This window comes from Lacinutrix salivirga (genome assembly GCF_053604675.1).
This window is the reverse complement of sequence record NZ_JBSHNP010000096.1, coordinates 122,223-137,499: the sequence shown is the minus strand read 5'-3', so window position 1 is coordinate 137,499 and position 15,277 is coordinate 122,223. Positions and strand designations below refer to the sequence as shown.

16 protein-coding genes and 1 pseudogene are annotated in these 15,277 nt (G+C 31.9%); 9 read left to right on the top strand and 8 right to left on the bottom strand.

From position 1 onward, the window contains the following. Positions 1-160: 160 nt before the first annotated feature. The 4 genes and pseudogenes from ACVC5O_RS05815 to ACVC5O_RS05800 form a co-directional block, all read right to left on the bottom strand. Positions 161-346, bottom strand: a pseudogene (locus ACVC5O_RS05815) (GIY-YIG nuclease family protein); the annotation flags it as partial. A 130-nt stretch (positions 347-476) separates the two neighbouring features. Continuing rightward, positions 477-989: an exonuclease domain-containing protein gene (locus ACVC5O_RS05810; RefSeq protein WP_452220530.1), complete on the bottom strand. Its 513-nt coding sequence runs from the start codon at positions 987-989 to the stop codon at positions 477-479. Positions 990-1,046: 57 nt separating this feature from the next. Then, positions 1,047-1,478 (bottom strand): hypothetical protein, encoded by a 432-nt coding sequence (locus ACVC5O_RS05805; protein ID WP_452220529.1) that lies wholly within the window; start codon positions 1,476-1,478, stop codon positions 1,047-1,049. 6 nt (positions 1,479-1,484) lie between these two features. After that, complete coding sequence (locus ACVC5O_RS05800) at positions 1,485-1,898, bottom strand: hypothetical protein (protein ID WP_452220528.1); 414 nt, start codon at positions 1,896-1,898, stop codon at positions 1,485-1,487. 200 nt (positions 1,899-2,098) lie between these two features. On the opposite strand from ACVC5O_RS05800, the gene ACVC5O_RS05795 reads away from it, so the two are divergent. The 4 genes from ACVC5O_RS05795 to ACVC5O_RS05780 all read left to right on the top strand — a co-directional run bounded on the left by ACVC5O_RS05795 (position 2,099) and on the right by ACVC5O_RS05780 (position 5,260). Next, positions 2,099-2,725, top strand: a complete 627-nt coding sequence (locus tag ACVC5O_RS05795; RefSeq protein ID WP_452220527.1) for a hypothetical protein — start codon at positions 2,099-2,101, stop codon at positions 2,723-2,725. Positions 2,726-2,727: 2 nt separating this feature from the next. Next, entirely contained in the window at positions 2,728-4,074 is a 1,347-nt protein-coding gene (locus ACVC5O_RS05790) for a 2TM domain-containing protein (RefSeq protein ID WP_452220526.1), read from the top strand. Beyond that, a complete protein-coding gene (locus ACVC5O_RS05785) occupies positions 4,065-4,439 on the top strand; it encodes a 2TM domain-containing protein (protein WP_452220525.1) in 375 nt (124 codons plus the stop codon). Before ACVC5O_RS05790 ends, ACVC5O_RS05785 begins: the two co-directional genes overlap by 10 nt. 65 nt (positions 4,440-4,504) lie before the next feature. After that, entirely contained in the window at positions 4,505-5,260 is a 756-nt protein-coding gene (locus tag ACVC5O_RS05780) for a LytR/AlgR family response regulator transcription factor (protein ID WP_452220524.1), read from the top strand. Here the strand turns inward: ACVC5O_RS05780 and ACVC5O_RS05775 are convergent. After that, the gene (locus ACVC5O_RS05775) at positions 5,241-6,464 is read right to left on the bottom strand and encodes an LETM1-related biofilm-associated protein (RefSeq protein WP_452220523.1); all 1,224 of its coding nucleotides are present in this window, start codon (positions 6,462-6,464) and stop codon (positions 5,241-5,243) included. The two genes, ACVC5O_RS05780 and ACVC5O_RS05775, sit on opposite strands and share 20 nt — an antisense overlap. A 149-nt stretch (positions 6,465-6,613) precedes the next feature. Here ACVC5O_RS05775 and ACVC5O_RS05770 point away from each other — a divergent pair, with 149 nt between their 5' ends. The 4 genes from ACVC5O_RS05770 to ACVC5O_RS05755 all read left to right on the top strand — a co-directional run bounded on the left by ACVC5O_RS05770 (position 6,614) and on the right by ACVC5O_RS05755 (position 11,525). After that, positions 6,614-7,267, top strand: coding sequence for a DUF4331 family protein (locus ACVC5O_RS05770; RefSeq protein WP_452220522.1), 654 nt, complete (start codon positions 6,614-6,616; stop codon positions 7,265-7,267). A gap of 26 nt (positions 7,268-7,293) precedes the next feature. Continuing rightward, positions 7,294-7,854, top strand: coding sequence for a DUF4331 family protein (locus tag ACVC5O_RS05765; protein WP_452220521.1), 561 nt, complete (start codon positions 7,294-7,296; stop codon positions 7,852-7,854). Between the two features lie 114 nt (positions 7,855-7,968). Beyond that, entirely contained in the window at positions 7,969-9,264 is a 1,296-nt protein-coding gene (locus ACVC5O_RS05760; protein WP_452220520.1) for a tetratricopeptide repeat protein, read from the top strand. A 32-nt stretch (positions 9,265-9,296) separates the two neighbouring features. Next, on the top strand, positions 9,297-11,525 hold the full coding sequence (locus ACVC5O_RS05755; protein WP_452220519.1) for a TonB-dependent receptor: 2,229 nt from the start codon (positions 9,297-9,299) through the stop codon (positions 11,523-11,525). Between the two features lie 348 nt (positions 11,526-11,873). On the opposite strand, the gene ACVC5O_RS05750 is transcribed toward ACVC5O_RS05755, so the two are convergent. The 3 genes from ACVC5O_RS05750 to ACVC5O_RS05740 are packed head-to-tail and all read right to left on the bottom strand — an operon-like array spanning position 11,874 to position 13,777. Continuing rightward, entirely contained in the window at positions 11,874-12,677 is an 804-nt protein-coding gene (locus ACVC5O_RS05750; protein WP_452220518.1) for an anti-sigma factor, read from the bottom strand. A 2-nt stretch (positions 12,678-12,679) separates the two neighbouring features. Beyond that, positions 12,680-13,210, bottom strand: a complete 531-nt coding sequence (locus ACVC5O_RS05745; protein ID WP_452220517.1) for an RNA polymerase sigma factor — start codon at positions 13,208-13,210, stop codon at positions 12,680-12,682. Between the two features lie 12 nt (positions 13,211-13,222). Next, on the bottom strand, positions 13,223-13,777 hold the full coding sequence (locus ACVC5O_RS05740) for a superoxide dismutase family protein (RefSeq protein ID WP_452220516.1): 555 nt from the start codon (positions 13,775-13,777) through the stop codon (positions 13,223-13,225). A 113-nt stretch (positions 13,778-13,890) separates the two neighbouring features. On the opposite strand from ACVC5O_RS05740, the gene hemN reads away from it, so the two are divergent. Further along, positions 13,891-15,255, top strand: a complete 1,365-nt coding sequence (hemN, locus tag ACVC5O_RS05735) for an oxygen-independent coproporphyrinogen III oxidase (protein WP_452220515.1) — start codon at positions 13,891-13,893, stop codon at positions 15,253-15,255. Positions 15,256-15,277 lie beyond the last annotated feature (22 nt).

Below are 15,277 nucleotides of genomic sequence, written 5' to 3'. Positions count from 1 at the left end.
ATTAAGTTTTGAGTAATCACTTTACGTCAGTTCGAGTGCTTCGACGTTAGGAGAAGTGTATCGAGAACAATTATGAGTGATTATTATTTTTAAGCTTCTCGATACAATTTGCTCATGCTTCACAAATCACTCGAAGTGACGTTGCGAAAATAAGAGGTGAAATATTGATATTTATATCTGTAAATTCTGCATAAAATTTAAGTTGAATTGGTCGTCTAGAGTAAGTGTAACTTTCAGGATGTTTTCCGTATTTATGTTCTATTAAACGTTTGTTTAAATTTGAAGTAACTCCTGTGTAATAAGTGTTATCAGAGCATTCTAAAATGTATACATAAGACAATTTCATTTTTAAATATACATATTTTTAAGCTTCTCGATACAATTTGCTCATGCTTCACAAATCACTCGAAGTGACGAAACGGAAGCAAAACTTAAAAAAACTTACAACCTTACAACCTTAAAAGTTTCCAACTTTACTAAAATAACGGCAAACGCTCAAATTGTGAGATCAAAAACAATTTCCCACAAGCTCTAGCGTCGGACAAAGCATCGTGGTGTTTTAAGGCAATATTGTGGACTTTGCAACACGCATCTAATTTTGCTGGTTTGTAGCCTTTTTTACGAAATATTTTAAGTGTACATTCCCAACGCTCTTGCATAATTAAATCTGTATGCGGAATGCTATAGTCTGTCATAGTTTTTAATAATACTGTTCTATCAAAAGACTCGTTGTGTGCTACAGTTACAATACCAGAAATACGTTTTTTTATCTCAGGATACACAGCTCTAAAGTTTGGTGAAAACCTTGTGTCGTCTTCTGTAATACCATGTACTTGTTGGTTGTGCCAATTGTAGATGTTGTTAGGTGGTTGGATTAATGCATGAAACTCATCAACAATAACACCATCTCTAAAAGTCACAATACCAACAGAGCAAATGTGATGGCTTTTTGCGGTTTCAAAGTCTATGGCTGCGAATGTGGATGGCATTTGGTTGGGTTTGGGAGTAAAGGTAATAAATTGATTAGTTAGGTGATATTCTCTTTATCAATTATTTTCACTAGGCTGCCTCCAAAATAAAAAAGCGATTAAAAAGCCAATAACCATATATATAGCGTGTGCTATACGAATATCGTTTTCGGTTGGACCAAGCATGTCTCTAACCATAGTACCTAAATTAAACCAATAAATAAAAAGTGCAATAACGACAGTTATAATACTGCCAACAGTTTTGCTAACCAATAGAGGATGCTTAGTAGGAAAGAAAAAATTAGCAGCTAATGCGCCCCAAAAAAAGGTGAGAATGTAACCATTATCTGTGTAGGTTTTTATAATTCGGCTTATGGTATCGTCGTCCACAGTATCGTCCACAGCCAAATAAATATCAAAAGCAATGAGTAAAAAAAACAAGGCTATGATTATAAATTGGATGCGTTTTACAAAGGTATCGTTATCTAAAAGTGTTTTTATATTTTGCATAGCATTTTAGGTGTTCCAAGGGAAATTAATAAGTTCTTCATGTCGTTGCGACCAGATAAAATGGCCAAAAAGCAAACCAGAGAGCAGTAAAATAATTTGGTATTTGGTGTCTATTACAAAGTCTTTGTCTAGTTTTCGTCCATAAAACATCATGACTAATACAATTAACACTAATATAATTGGAGGGATTTCCCAATGGGTTTTAAAAATTTCTAAAATTGGTTTTGCTGTGCCTAAAAAAAAGTGACCTCCTAAAACGCCCCAAAGAAAAGTAATAAAAAAGTACTTATTAAAACTCCAGTTTTTTATAAGCACATTTATAGTGTCGTTTTTATAATGGTTTATATTTAAAATGGCGTTTAACACTATAAGCAAACCTAAAGTGCTAAACACAATAATTTCTACAGTTTCAATTGGCATAATAGCTGTTTTTTAAGTACATCAAGTTAAGATTTAAAATGCAAAAATCAAATAACTTGTATTGGGTATATTTTAAATAGTTACAATTCATCTTTAAAAAAATACAATTGGGTAAGTTACTTTTATAAAATAGCAGCTTCTGTTGCATCTTTGAATTGTTAATCACACGCAAGTATTTTTCAATTTAAAACGAAACAATCATGAACAAAATCGCACTATTTATTATTGTATTAATTAGCCAGTTGGCATTAGCACAAACAGACTACGAAAAAGGAATGACTAAGGCCTTTACACTTTGGGAAACCAACAAACCTATGGAAGCGGCTAACCTTTTTGAACGTATTGCAAATGCAGAACCAGATAATTGGTTGCCAAGTTATTATGCTGCAAACGTATTAATTATGGACAGCTTTACAAAGTTAAAAGATGCCAAAGCTTTGGAGTCCCAACTAATAAGAGCTCAGGATTTTATTAATGCGTCGAAAGCGATTTCAAAAAACAATCCAGAAATTATGACACTCCAAGCCATTTTACATAGTGTGTATGTAATTAGTGATGGCGCAAAATACGGCATGATTTTGTCTGGTAAAATCGCCAAATTATACAGCCAAGCTTACGCTATTGCACCAAACAACCCAAGAGTGCTTTTAAATAAAACCGAATGGGAAGTTGGTACTGCTATTTATTTTGGTCAGGATACCAAACCATTTTGTGACGCTTTTGAGAAAACTGTGGAACTTTTTGCTAACTTTAAACCTGAGAGTGAATTTCATCCAAATTGGGGAAAAGAGCGTGCAGAACAGGAAGTGAAAAAATGTAAACAATAAGAATGTTAAATTTTATAAAAGAACTAGGTAAGGCGTTTGCCATTGGAGTTATTGTGTTTTTAGTTCGTTATGCAGTACTATATTTTACAGGCAAAACTATAGAGTTTAATAACGAGTTACTATTAGACTTTTTATACAACCAAATGTATGCAGTCGTACTGTATATGGCTAATGCTTACTTTGTAACGTATATGATAGAACGCTATACGTACGATCTTTTTAAAACAAAACATTTATTGGTAGCTGCTTTATTATCGGTTGCTATTTCGGTAATTTCTATATTCTTTCTGCGATTTATAATCAACGTAGTAATTTATAATGCTACAGTTTCCGAGTTTTTGTCTGGCGAAAAGCTAATTTACTACTGGTTTTCATTAACCATTTCTATAACAGTAACCATTGCGTTTTATATTTTTTATTATCAGAAGTATAAGCAAGAGACTAAAGTAAAAGAACAAAAAGTAATTGCAGGTACAGCAAGTGCCAAATTCGATGCATTAAAAAACCAATTAGATCCACACTTTTTATTTAATAGCTTAAATGTTTTAACTAGTTTAATTGAAGAAAATCCAGATAACGCACAAAAATTTACCACAAGCCTCTCTAAAGTCTATCGTTATGTTTTAGAGCAGAAAAACAAGGATTTAGTAACGGTTGATGAAGAATTACAATTTGCAAAAACATACATGTCTTTATTAAAAATGCGATTTGAAGACAGTATAATTTTTGATATCCCAGAACAGGCTGTACATCCTGAAAGCAAGGTAGTACCATTATCCTTACAATTATTGCTCGAAAACGCAGTAAAACATAATATTGTAACCAGTTCTAAACCTTTGCACATTAAAATTTACGAACAAAACGGAAACTTAATTGTAGAAAATAATTTGCAAACCAAAGAGATTGTAAAAAAGAGTAGTGGAGTTGGATTAGAAAACATTAAACAACGCTATGGATTACTAACTAACAGACGTGTAACTATTAGTCAAGACACCTCTAATTTTAGGGTTGCAATACCAATATTAACTAAAGAAATAAAAATTATGAAACCTATACCACAAAAAGAATTTGACGACACATATTTAAGAGCAAGAAAACAAGTAGAAGAGCTCAAGGAGTTTTACTACAACTTAATTTCTTACTGTATTGTAATTCCTTTTTTAATATTTATAAATTACACTACCAGCTGGAGCTTTAAGTGGTTCTTGTTTCCACTCTTTGGTTGGGGCGTTGGATTGGCCTTTCATGCCTATAAAGTATTTGTGAACGATGGTGTTTTAGGACGCGATTGGGAGCAAAAAAAGATTGAACAGTTTATGAAAGAAGAAGAACAGAAACGATGGAACTAACTCAAGAAACTATGAACAATAATTTAGAACCATACAACGAGTCTGAAGCAGAAAAGCAATTTAGATTTGAGAAGGAAGAAGCCTATTTAAGAGCTGAAAAAAAAGTTAAAAAAATACAAGGGTTTTACAGACATCTTTTAATTTATTTAGCAGTTAATATATTTTTAATAAGCACAATTAAAATTAGAACCAATTTGCCTTTTTGGAGTTTTGGGACATTTTCTACAGCAATTTTTTGGGGAATCGGTTTAGCCTTTCATTTTTTTGGCGCTTTTGGATCGGATAAATTATTTGGAAAAAATTGGGAACAACGCAAAATTGAAGAGTATATGAATAAAGATAGAGATAAGAAGCGTTGGGAATGATTTAGATAAGTTAGAATGTTAGAATAAAAAAGATGAAAAGTTATAAGTGAATAGAAATTAAAACTATGAAAGTACTAATAATTGAAGACGAAAAACCTTCGGCTAGACGTTTAAAGCGTCTATTAGAAGCGTTAGATATACATACGGAAACCATGTTGCATTCTGTAGAAGAATCGATAGATTGGTTTAAAGCTAATGAGCATCCAGATTTAATATTTTTAGATATTCAATTAAGTGATGGCTTGTCGTTTGAGATTTTTGAAGCTATAGATATTCAATCTGCTGTTATTTTTACTACTGCTTACGACGAGTATGCGCTACAAGCCTTTAAATTAAATAGCATAGATTATTTATTAAAACCAATAGATGACGAGGATTTAGCTACAGCAGTTACTAAATATAAAGCACGATTGCCAAAACAAAGCAAAGTAACTTTAGATTTTAACGATATTAAAAAACTATTGGTAAACCCAATAGAACGTGAGTATAAAAAGCGATTTTCGGTTAAGGTTGGTCAGCATTTAAAATTAGTTAACGTAGATGATATTGAGTGTTTTTATAGTGAAAACAAAGGCACTTACCTATACACTGCCGAAGGTAGAAATTATTTATTGGATACTACGTTAGAGCAATTAGAGCAAGAATTAGAGCCTGAGCAGTTTTATAGAATTAACAGAAAGTTTTTTGTAAATATTAAAGCCATTAAAGATATGGTGAGTTATACCAACTCTAGATTGCAAATAAAGCTTAACCGTTATAACGACGATGAGGTAATTGTAGCCCGAGAACGTGTAAAGGGTTTTAAGGCTTGGTTGGAGTAGAGGAATCGTCCTTTTTGTCTTCCACACGATTATCGTCGAAAGCACTAGGTAAAATATTAGGTATAATTTTAGCAACAATAGGCAATAAAATTGCGCCTCCTGGTAAAATAAAAATAGCCAAACTTGGTATGGTTTTAAAAATATCGATAAGCTGAAGCTGTACTTTTTCCTGTTCTTCCTTTGTTAAATCTCTAGTCGCAGACTGGCTTAATAACAGCATTAAATCTTTACTTTGTGCTAATTCCTTTAATATTCGTTTACTATTTCTTCTTATTAACTTAATCACTAATTGAGAAGAATTTTGATAGAAATTAGAAATTGGATTTGAGCTTTTAAAAAGCTGTAATTCCTTTTTATGATTTTTATGAAATGTTGCTATAGCAAACAAAGCCTCTTCAATAGTATCACTAGCAATATTCATATCTACACCAATAGATTTTACAAAATTATATTCTTTATCGTCTGTAAATATAGTATCCCATACTGCTAGGCAAGCCATGTCTAGAAAATAGTGTTTCTCAGAAATAGTGAAGTTGGTTTCTAAAGCATTTCTGTATAATAAATTAAAGTCGTTTCTATTCTTTTTAACATAAGAAATAGACTCTTTAATTGATTTTATAATCTCTTTTTCTTCGTCGTTTTTCTTGTTTTTAAAGTTTAATGCGTCGTAAGTAATGTTAATAATTATGTTTTCTAATTTAGCGGCATAAACTTTAACATCAATTTCTTTTTCAAGATGCGCTTTAAAAGTTAGTACATCTACATAAACTAATGCATTGGTAATACTTTTATTAAAATTTCTGGTAAGTAAATTATCGTTTATTTGAATACGATCGTGCAATAGTCGCTCCAATACCGAAGCATTATCCTTAGCAGTAAAAAGCTTATCCCAAAGGCTAAGATCAGACACATCTAAATCTTTATAGAATGTTAATGCTGTGTTTACAAAGGATTTAAAATCAGAGTCGCTTCTGTTAAAAAAATAAACATGGTAAAGTGCAGTAAATAAGTTAATCTTTACACTTTCGTCTTGTGAATATTGGTTTTCAAAAATTAAAGCTTCAGGAGTATTTACAGTTAATCCATATATAAATCCAAGACTTCTTAATTCAGAATACATGGTTTTGTAATCTTTAAAAAGAATTTCTTTATCACTTATAAGTGAATCGTATTTATTTATCCAGCCGCTAGACGAAGGGTTCATAGTCCATTATATATGTGTACAAAGATAATTTTAAAACGCAGAAATCATCATTTTTTTTCTCTTAACATAATTTTAACAAAACCGCCTTCTTCTTTTTTGCGTAGGTAGAGCAGAGAACAAATTAATTAACAACAAAAATCTCAACTATTATGAAAAAAATGAAAATTATTTTAGGAATTAGTGCTCTAGCAGTAGCTGGTTTCTTTATGGTGGCAGCAGATCACATTGATGCACCAGATGTACAAGGAGGTACAAGTGACATTACAGATTTTTATGCATTCCAAGCACAAGACACAGACAATGTGGTTTTTGTAGCCAATGTACAAGGTCTATTAGCACCAACAGCGACAAACGATGCCGCTTTTGATGAAAACGTATTAATTGAATTTAACATTGATACAAATGGCAATGCAGTAGAAGATTTAGTAATACAAGCAATACCAAGAGATGGTAAAATGTACTTTTTTGGACCAGTTGCTCCAGGAACTACAGGTTTAATGAGTACCATTAACAGTACAGCTATGGAAACTGTTGTGGACATTACTCCTTATGGAGCTAGTGCAATTACGGCTACAGAAACTTCTGGTATTAAAGCGTTTGCAGGACCTAGAGACGACCCGTTTTTTATGGATTTCGCAAAGTATGGTGAAATCATAGGAGGAATGGCAACAAGTTTTGACAATCCAGGAGACGATACTTTTAAAGGAACAAACGTAATGTCTGTTGTAATAGAAGTACCAAAATTTATGTTAGGGAATGCGAGTTCTGTTAACACATGGGTTGAATCTAAAAGAAAACAATAATAACAAACTTAAAAACGAAATAAATTATGAAAACAATAAAACTTATAATGATGGCATTAGTGGTATCTGCAGTATCATTTAATTGCTCTAGCGATGACGATACACCACCAACTCCAATGCCAACTGCACCAGATTTTTCTGGTACGTATGCACAAGAAGACCAAATGGGTAGGCCAGCAATAAACACAGTGTTTGTGGATGGCGCTGCAAAAAATACTTTTAATGTAACAGTGCCTTCTGCACAAAATGCTGCATTTCAAGCAGATTTTGAAGCAAAGCTATTAGCCTTAAATCCAGATTACACAACTAATGCATTAACTTGGGATGCTGCAACCTTTACAGGAGCATTATCTACAGATGTGTTAACATTATCCTTAGATGGACCAACTTCCTTTTTTGACCCATCTACAACACCTGCAACTGTTTTAACAGGAAGACGTTTAGCAGACGATGTTATTTCAACAGAGTTGCTATTAATCTTTGGAGGACCAGATGGTACAGAAAAACCAGGATTAAGTGATGATAATGTAGATGCTAACGATAAAGCATTTTCAAACGCATTTCCATACCTAGCATCTCCTTGGTAGAACCTTAGTAGTCCAAAAATAAAACATTAGAGTGTGGAAAAACACTGCACTCTAATGTTATTATACTACAAGTAAACAAGCAAATAAAATATAAACAAACAAAAACCTAATCTTATGACTACTCCAATAAAACTCTTAACCACTCTAGTACTTTTACTGTTTTTAAGTTGTAATACTATAACAAATAAACAAGTGTCTAATGCCAAAGATTATAACACCTACTTGGCAAGTGCTACAAACAAGAGTGAAATAAAGTACCAATCTCAATTCGATTTTTGGGATAATAAATTAAATGAAACACCAAATCAATACCCATATTTAGCTAAAATAGCCAGTGCAAATACAAATCTTTTTGAGAGCACAGGTGACATTAGTTTTTTAATTGAAGCTGAAAATAATTTAATAGAACTTAACAAAAAAACTAATTACAACACAGCAGGCTATTTACGTAGTCTTGCCAGAAATTACATTTCTCAACATCGCTTTGGCGAATCTTTAGAGTTATTAATTAAAGCTGAAGACAATGCAGAAAATCTTAAAGCAACACAAAAAATGCTTTTTGATGTGCACTTAGAACTAGGAAACATAGAACTAGCAAAATCTTACCTCGAAAAAATAAAAAATTTAAGTGATTTCGATTACTTAATTCGCTTAGCAAAATGGAGCGATCACCAAGGTAATTTAGAGGCTACACTAAAATATATGGAGCAAGCTGTTACTATTGCAGAATCTTCCAAATTAAAAGGATTAATACAATGGTCTTATACCAATATTGCAGATTATTATGGACATGATGGACAAATAAAAAAATCATATAACCACTTTTTAAAAGCTTTAGAACTCAACCCAGACAATGCTTACGCTAAAAAAGGAATAGCATGGATTATCTACTCGCACGAGCGTAACCCAAAAGAAGCACTTAGAATATTAAATACCATAACGCAAAAATATAACGCGCCAGATTATTATTTATTAAAAGCTGAAATAGCCGAATATTTAAACGATGACACTGCAAAAGCAGAATACCTATCTAAATATTTTGAAGCCGTAGAAAATACTAAATATGGTGTGATGTATGATGCGCATAATGCTGTATTATTAGCAGAAGAAACTAAACAATTAGAGCAAGCAATTGCTCTAGCAAAAAGTGAAGTAAAACGCAGACCAACAGCACAATCATTCGATTTGTTAGCATGGGCTTACTTTAATAACAATCAACCAGTAGAAGCTTTAAACATTGCACAAAATTATGTGATTGGTAAAACTCATGAGCCACAAGCTATGTTTCATGTCGCTCAAATTTATAAAGCAAATGGTATGAAAAAAGAAGCTGAAAACATAAAAAAAGAATTGTTGAGTAGTATTTTTGAATTAGGTCCAACTATGGAACAAAAAATCAAAAACATTTAAAAAAAACTAATCAAAAAAAACAATTGTTATTTATGAAAATCTTAATGTTATTTATAATGTTAGTGTGTAGCAGTGCCTTATGTTTCGCACAAAATTTAAAAGGAAAAATAGTGGATGAATATGGACAGCCATTAGAAAACGTTTATGTGTCTAATACAAATGCAAACACACATGCCCATAGTTTGTTAAATGGAGAATTCACCCTTTTAGAAACTAATGTAGGAGATGAGGTCGCTGTTAGTTTACTAGGTTATAAAAAAGAAACAATTATAATTACTAAGTCACACCTAGAATCAGGAATTGAAGTTAACTTAATTAGTAAAGTATTTATGCTAGACGAGTTGGTAATAACCGAACAAATAAATGCTTTAAATACAGTAACGCAATTAGATTTACAAACCACACCAGTAAGATCTTCGCAAGAGGTGTTACGTAAAGTACCAGGTTTAATTATAGGGCAACACGCTGGAGGCGGAAAAGCAGAACAGATTTTTTTACGTGGTTTTGATATAGATCATGGAACAGATATCGCTTTGTCTGTAGATGGTATGCCAGTAAATATGGTCTCTCATGCACATGGTCAAGGCTATAGTGATTTACATTTTTTAATTCCAGAAACTGTTAAAAATATAGAGTTTGGTAAAGGTCCTTATGCAGCACATAAAGGTGATTTTAGCACAGCTGGTTATGTGGATTTTGAAACAAAAAACAATATAAACAACAGTCAAGTGACTTTAGAGTATGGCGATTTTAATAGTTTAAGAACTGTTGGTTTGTTTGATATTTTAGATAAAAACTCCAATCAAAACGCCTATGTCGCTTTAGAGTATATTGCTTTTGATGGACCCTACCAATCGCCTCAAAATTTTAACAGATTAAACCTGTTAGGTAAATACAACACCTACTTAAAAGGGAATGATAAATTATCATTAACACTGTCTCATTTTACGAGTCGTTGGGATGCTTCAGGACAAATACCACAACGCGCAATAGATAATGGTACTATTGATAGATTTGGTGCAATTGATGATACCGAAGGTGGCGAAACTTCCAGAAGTAATATTAATATACAATATAATGCTGTTTTAAATGAAGACACCCAATTAAAAACAAATGCCTATTACTCTAAATACGATTTTGAGTTGTATTCTAATTTTACATTCTTTTTAGAAGATCCTATAAATGGAGATCAAATAAAACAAAAAGAAGACAGAAGTATATTTGGTTTTAATTCAGAATTAAAAAAGGAACATTATTATTCTAATTTTAATGCAACCTATACAGGAGGATTTGGTGTAAGACACGATATTAATAATGATGTAGAGTTATCACACACTTTAAACCGAAGAGAAACTTTAAACTTTATCCAGTTAGGCGATATCAACCAAACTAATATTTTTGGCTATTTCAACACAGAATTTGAATTCGGAAAATTTGTTGTAGCTCCTGCATTGCGATTAGATTATTTTAAGTTTTTATATAACGATCAATTAGCAACTACTTACGAAACACAGTCAGAGACTAAAACAACATTAAGTCCTAAACTAAATGTGTTGTACAATCAAAATGAAAATTTACAATGGTTTTTAAAATCAGGAATTAGTTTTCACTCCAACGATACTAGAGTAGTAGTGGCTAATAATGGAAAGGATGTTTTACCAAAAGCCTACGGAACAGATTTAGGATTTGTTTGGAAGCCGTTACCTAAATTAGCGGTAAATACAGCGGCTTGGTACTTATTTTTAGAACAAGAATTTGTGTACGTTGGCGATGCAGGAATTGTAGAACCTAGCGGAAAAACAGAGCGTTATGGTCTGGACTTAGGCTTAAGATACCAGTTTAACGATTGGTTATATTTTGATACAGATGCTACTTTAACAAAAGCAAGAAGTATTGATGCTCCAGATGGAGAAGATTATATACCGTTGGCTCCAGATTTCACTATGTCTGGTGGATTATCTTTAAATAATTATAAGAATTTTTCTGGAGGCATACGCTATAGGTATTTAGACGATAGACCTGCTAATGAAGATAATTCGATAATAGCAGATGGCTATTTTATTACAGATTTTAATATTAATTATACTATTGGAAAATTAACCTTAGGTGTAATTGTTGAAAATATATTTGATGTAGAATGGAAAGAAACACAATTTGCAACCGAGTCTCGACTTCAAAATGAAGCACAACCGGTTGAAGAAATTCATTTTACACCAGGAACACCTTTTTTTATTAAAAGCTCGTTGACATATAAGTTTTAGGGATAAATTTATATTGAGAGCTTTACCACTAACTAACAAAACAAAAAACAATTTTGTTTGGTTGTTTTTTAGGAGAATTTTGTTAGTTTTTTTGTTTGTTTGGGAGCGTCTGTTTATTATAAACAGGCGCTTTTAACATTTAAGAACTTATGTATAAATACTTTTAAAAAAACAACTAATTTTTAGTTAAAACACATCAAATTAAATAATTTAGACACTAGTTATTTAAGATACTGTTTTAATAATGTTTACTGTAGCAAATGCAAATAAGTAAATTTGTTTCACAAAAAAAACACCATATAGTTTTAGTTATATGGTGTTAAGTATATGAGGTATTAATTAATGTATTTAAGAGGAAGCTTCAACAACTCCTAAAGTATAAAGTTGTTCTAAAGTTGGAGAAACACTTCCGCCAGCAGGCTCTAAAGTAATTCCAAAAGCTTGCGACTCGTTAGGGTTATTGAGTGTGAAGATTTTATTTTCATTAGCAACAAAATCATCTACAGTACCTAAACTTGTAGGAGTTAAAGGATTAAGTGTTAAAGACCAAACTTGGTAAACTTTCCCTTCAGGAGGTTCTGGTAATCCTTGTAAATCTAAATACACTTTTTTATCGTCTTTATCCCAATAGGCTTTTGCATAAGCTTCAGGATAAACCGGTTGTCCTGCTAAAGGCACTGGTGTTAAATCAGTATCTCTTAATATGTTTAATAACTGTTTAGTTTCAGTTAAATCTGTATTTTTTTTATCTATTTCAGCTTCTAAAAACTCTTTATCAACAATACTGTTATTAAGGTTAGATTTTAGTTCGTTGTTCTGATTTAGCATCCAAAGTAAACCTCCACCTAAAACAAGAGCAGCTGCCCAACCAGAGTAATTAAACCAGTTAGATTTCTTCTCATTTAGTGTTACTACTTTAGTATTAGTTGTTAAGCCTAATTTTTCTTTAACTAAACTGTATATGTATTTAGAGTCTTTAGGCGAAGCAGCAGCTGTTAGTTTTAATATAGCAGCTTCAATTTTAAGCACTTCATTTAAAAGCTCAGGATACTGCAACAACAACTCATAGATCTCCTGATTTTCTTTTTCAGAAAGAGCTCCTGCAACGTAAAGTTCCAAAATGCCAGATTCTATGTATTCTTTTGTATTCATAATTAAACGTTAAGCATTTGTCTTAGCTCGTTAATACAATTTCTATTTCTAGTTTTAATTGTACCAATAGGCATTTCTAATGTTTCGGAAGCTTCCTTTTGAGTATAACCTTTAAAGTATAAAAGCTCTATAACTTTAATACATTTTTTGGCAAGCTTAGTAACATAATTTTTAATACCAATAGCATCTGTGCTATTGTCTAAGTTATCATTGCTTTGTATAATATCTACGAAAAAATCGGAGTTGAGGTTTTTGTTAGAATTTTTAAAGTTTTTAGAACGTGTTTTATCTATTGCAGCATTTCTGGCAATATTTATTATCCATGTAAAAAAACGTCCTTTTTTTGCGGAGTAAGTGTCTGCTTTGTGCCAAGCTTTTATAAATACATCTTGCATAACTTCTTCTGCAATACTGTGATCTCTAACAATATTGTAAATAACGCCATGCATGCTTTCGCTGTACATATTATATAAAGATTCAAATGCTTTTTCGTCTTTATTTTTAAAATTTTGAACTAAGGTTTCTAGTTGCATCCAATGGTTTTGTTATTTAATAATTCCTCCACAACTTATACGTCCACCTGCATTACCTGTTGGTTGTCCGTAATCATCTTCTCCTTCATGAACAATAACAGCTTTTCCAACAATGTTTTTAGTATCGTCATCACATCCAATACACCATTCATCTGTAGAGAAATTAACCACTGCATAGCCTTTTTCGTCTGCGGTTAAATTTCCAATATCACCTTTGTGGTAACCAGCAGTGTCTCCCCATTTTCCGTGTGGTTGACCTGTTGGGTTCCAATGTCCACCAGAAGAGGTTCCATCTGCAGAGCTACAATCTGCCTTTTCGTGTAAGTGAATAGCGTGTACACCAGGCTCTAAACCATTAAATATAGCTACCATTTTTACGACATCGCCTTCTTGTGTAAATACAGCGTTTCCAGTAACCTTACTTCCGCTTTTAGCCTCTAGTTTTACTTTTATTTTTTCAGCTTTCATCGCTTCAGAAGGTGTAGAATCTTCTTTTTTTACTTCTTTCTTACAACTTACTGTAAATAGTAAGGATATTGATAAAATTGATAATAATATTCTTTTCATTTTTAGTTAAATTTAATTCAGGTGTAAATTAATAAAAATATAGTTCAATACATGATTTATATCATATTTTTTGTGGCTTATATGCTATAATTTTACATTAAAATTGTTTAGGTATGTGCAATTCTTTAATAGATAAATATAATGTAGCAGGTCCACGTTACACCAGCTACCCAACGGTTCCTTATTGGGACAATCAATCGTTTTCTTTAAAACAATGGAAAGCGTCTATTAGTAAATCGTTTAATATTAGTAACGCAACCGAAGGGATAAGTATATATATCCATTTGCCATTTTGCGAAAGTTTGTGCACATTTTGTGGTTGTAATAAACGTATAACAAAACGTCATGAAGTAGAGAGGCCTTATATAAATGCACTTTTAAAAGAATGGTATTTATATTGCGATTTGCTAGAAAATAGACCAAAAATTAAAGAATTGCATATTGGAGGAGGTACGCCAACATTTTTTTCTTCTACAAATTTAGAAATTTTAATTAAAGGACTTTTAACTCAAGCAACTTTAGCAAAAGACTATGAGTTTAGTTTTGAAGGGCATCCTAACAACACAACAAAAGAACATCTTGAAACCTTGTATGATTTGGGATTTAAACGTGTAAGTTTTGGTGTACAAGATTATAATGAAACTGTACAGAAAGCAATACATCGTATTCAACCATTTAACAAAGTGGAAACAGTGACGCGTTTGGCAAGAGAAATAGGATATACTTCTGTTAGTCATGATATTATTTTTGGTCTCCCATTTCAAACCGAAGCACATGTGGAACACACCATAAATTTAACAAAACAATTACTACCAGATCGTATAGCCTTTTACAGTTATGCTCATGTACCTTGGCTAAAAGGGAATGGGCAAAGAGGTTATGACGAAACTAATTTGCCTTCTGGCAAAAGTAAAAGAGCTCAATATGAATTAGGTAAAAAAATGCTCTTTGAAGCTGGCTATGTGGAGATAGGGATGGACCATTTTGCCTTAAAAACAGATACTCTTTACAAAGCAACAACAACAAAAAAACTACATAGAAATTTTATGGGTTATACAGCCTCAAAAACCAAAGCGATGATTGGTTTAGGAGTCTCTTCAATTAGTGATAGTTGGTTTGGTTTTGCTCAAAATGTTAAAAATATAGAAGACTATTATAATGTATTAAAAGACGATATTATTCCTGTACAAAAAGGACATATTTTAACTACAGAAGACTTAATTATAAGACAACACATTTTAAACTTAATGTGCCATTTTGAAACCACATGGACACCAACCAAAAACTATTTTAAAGAGTTACCAGAAGTGCTAGAAAAATTAAAGGAAATGGAAACAGATGCTCTTATTAAAATAACTCCTAATCAAATAATTGTTACAGAAAAAGGGAAACCATTTGTTAGAAATGTTTGTATGGCATTCGATTTGCTTTTACAACGTAAGAAACCTCAAACACGCTTGTTTTCAATGACAATTTAAATAATAGTTAAAAAAAATTTAA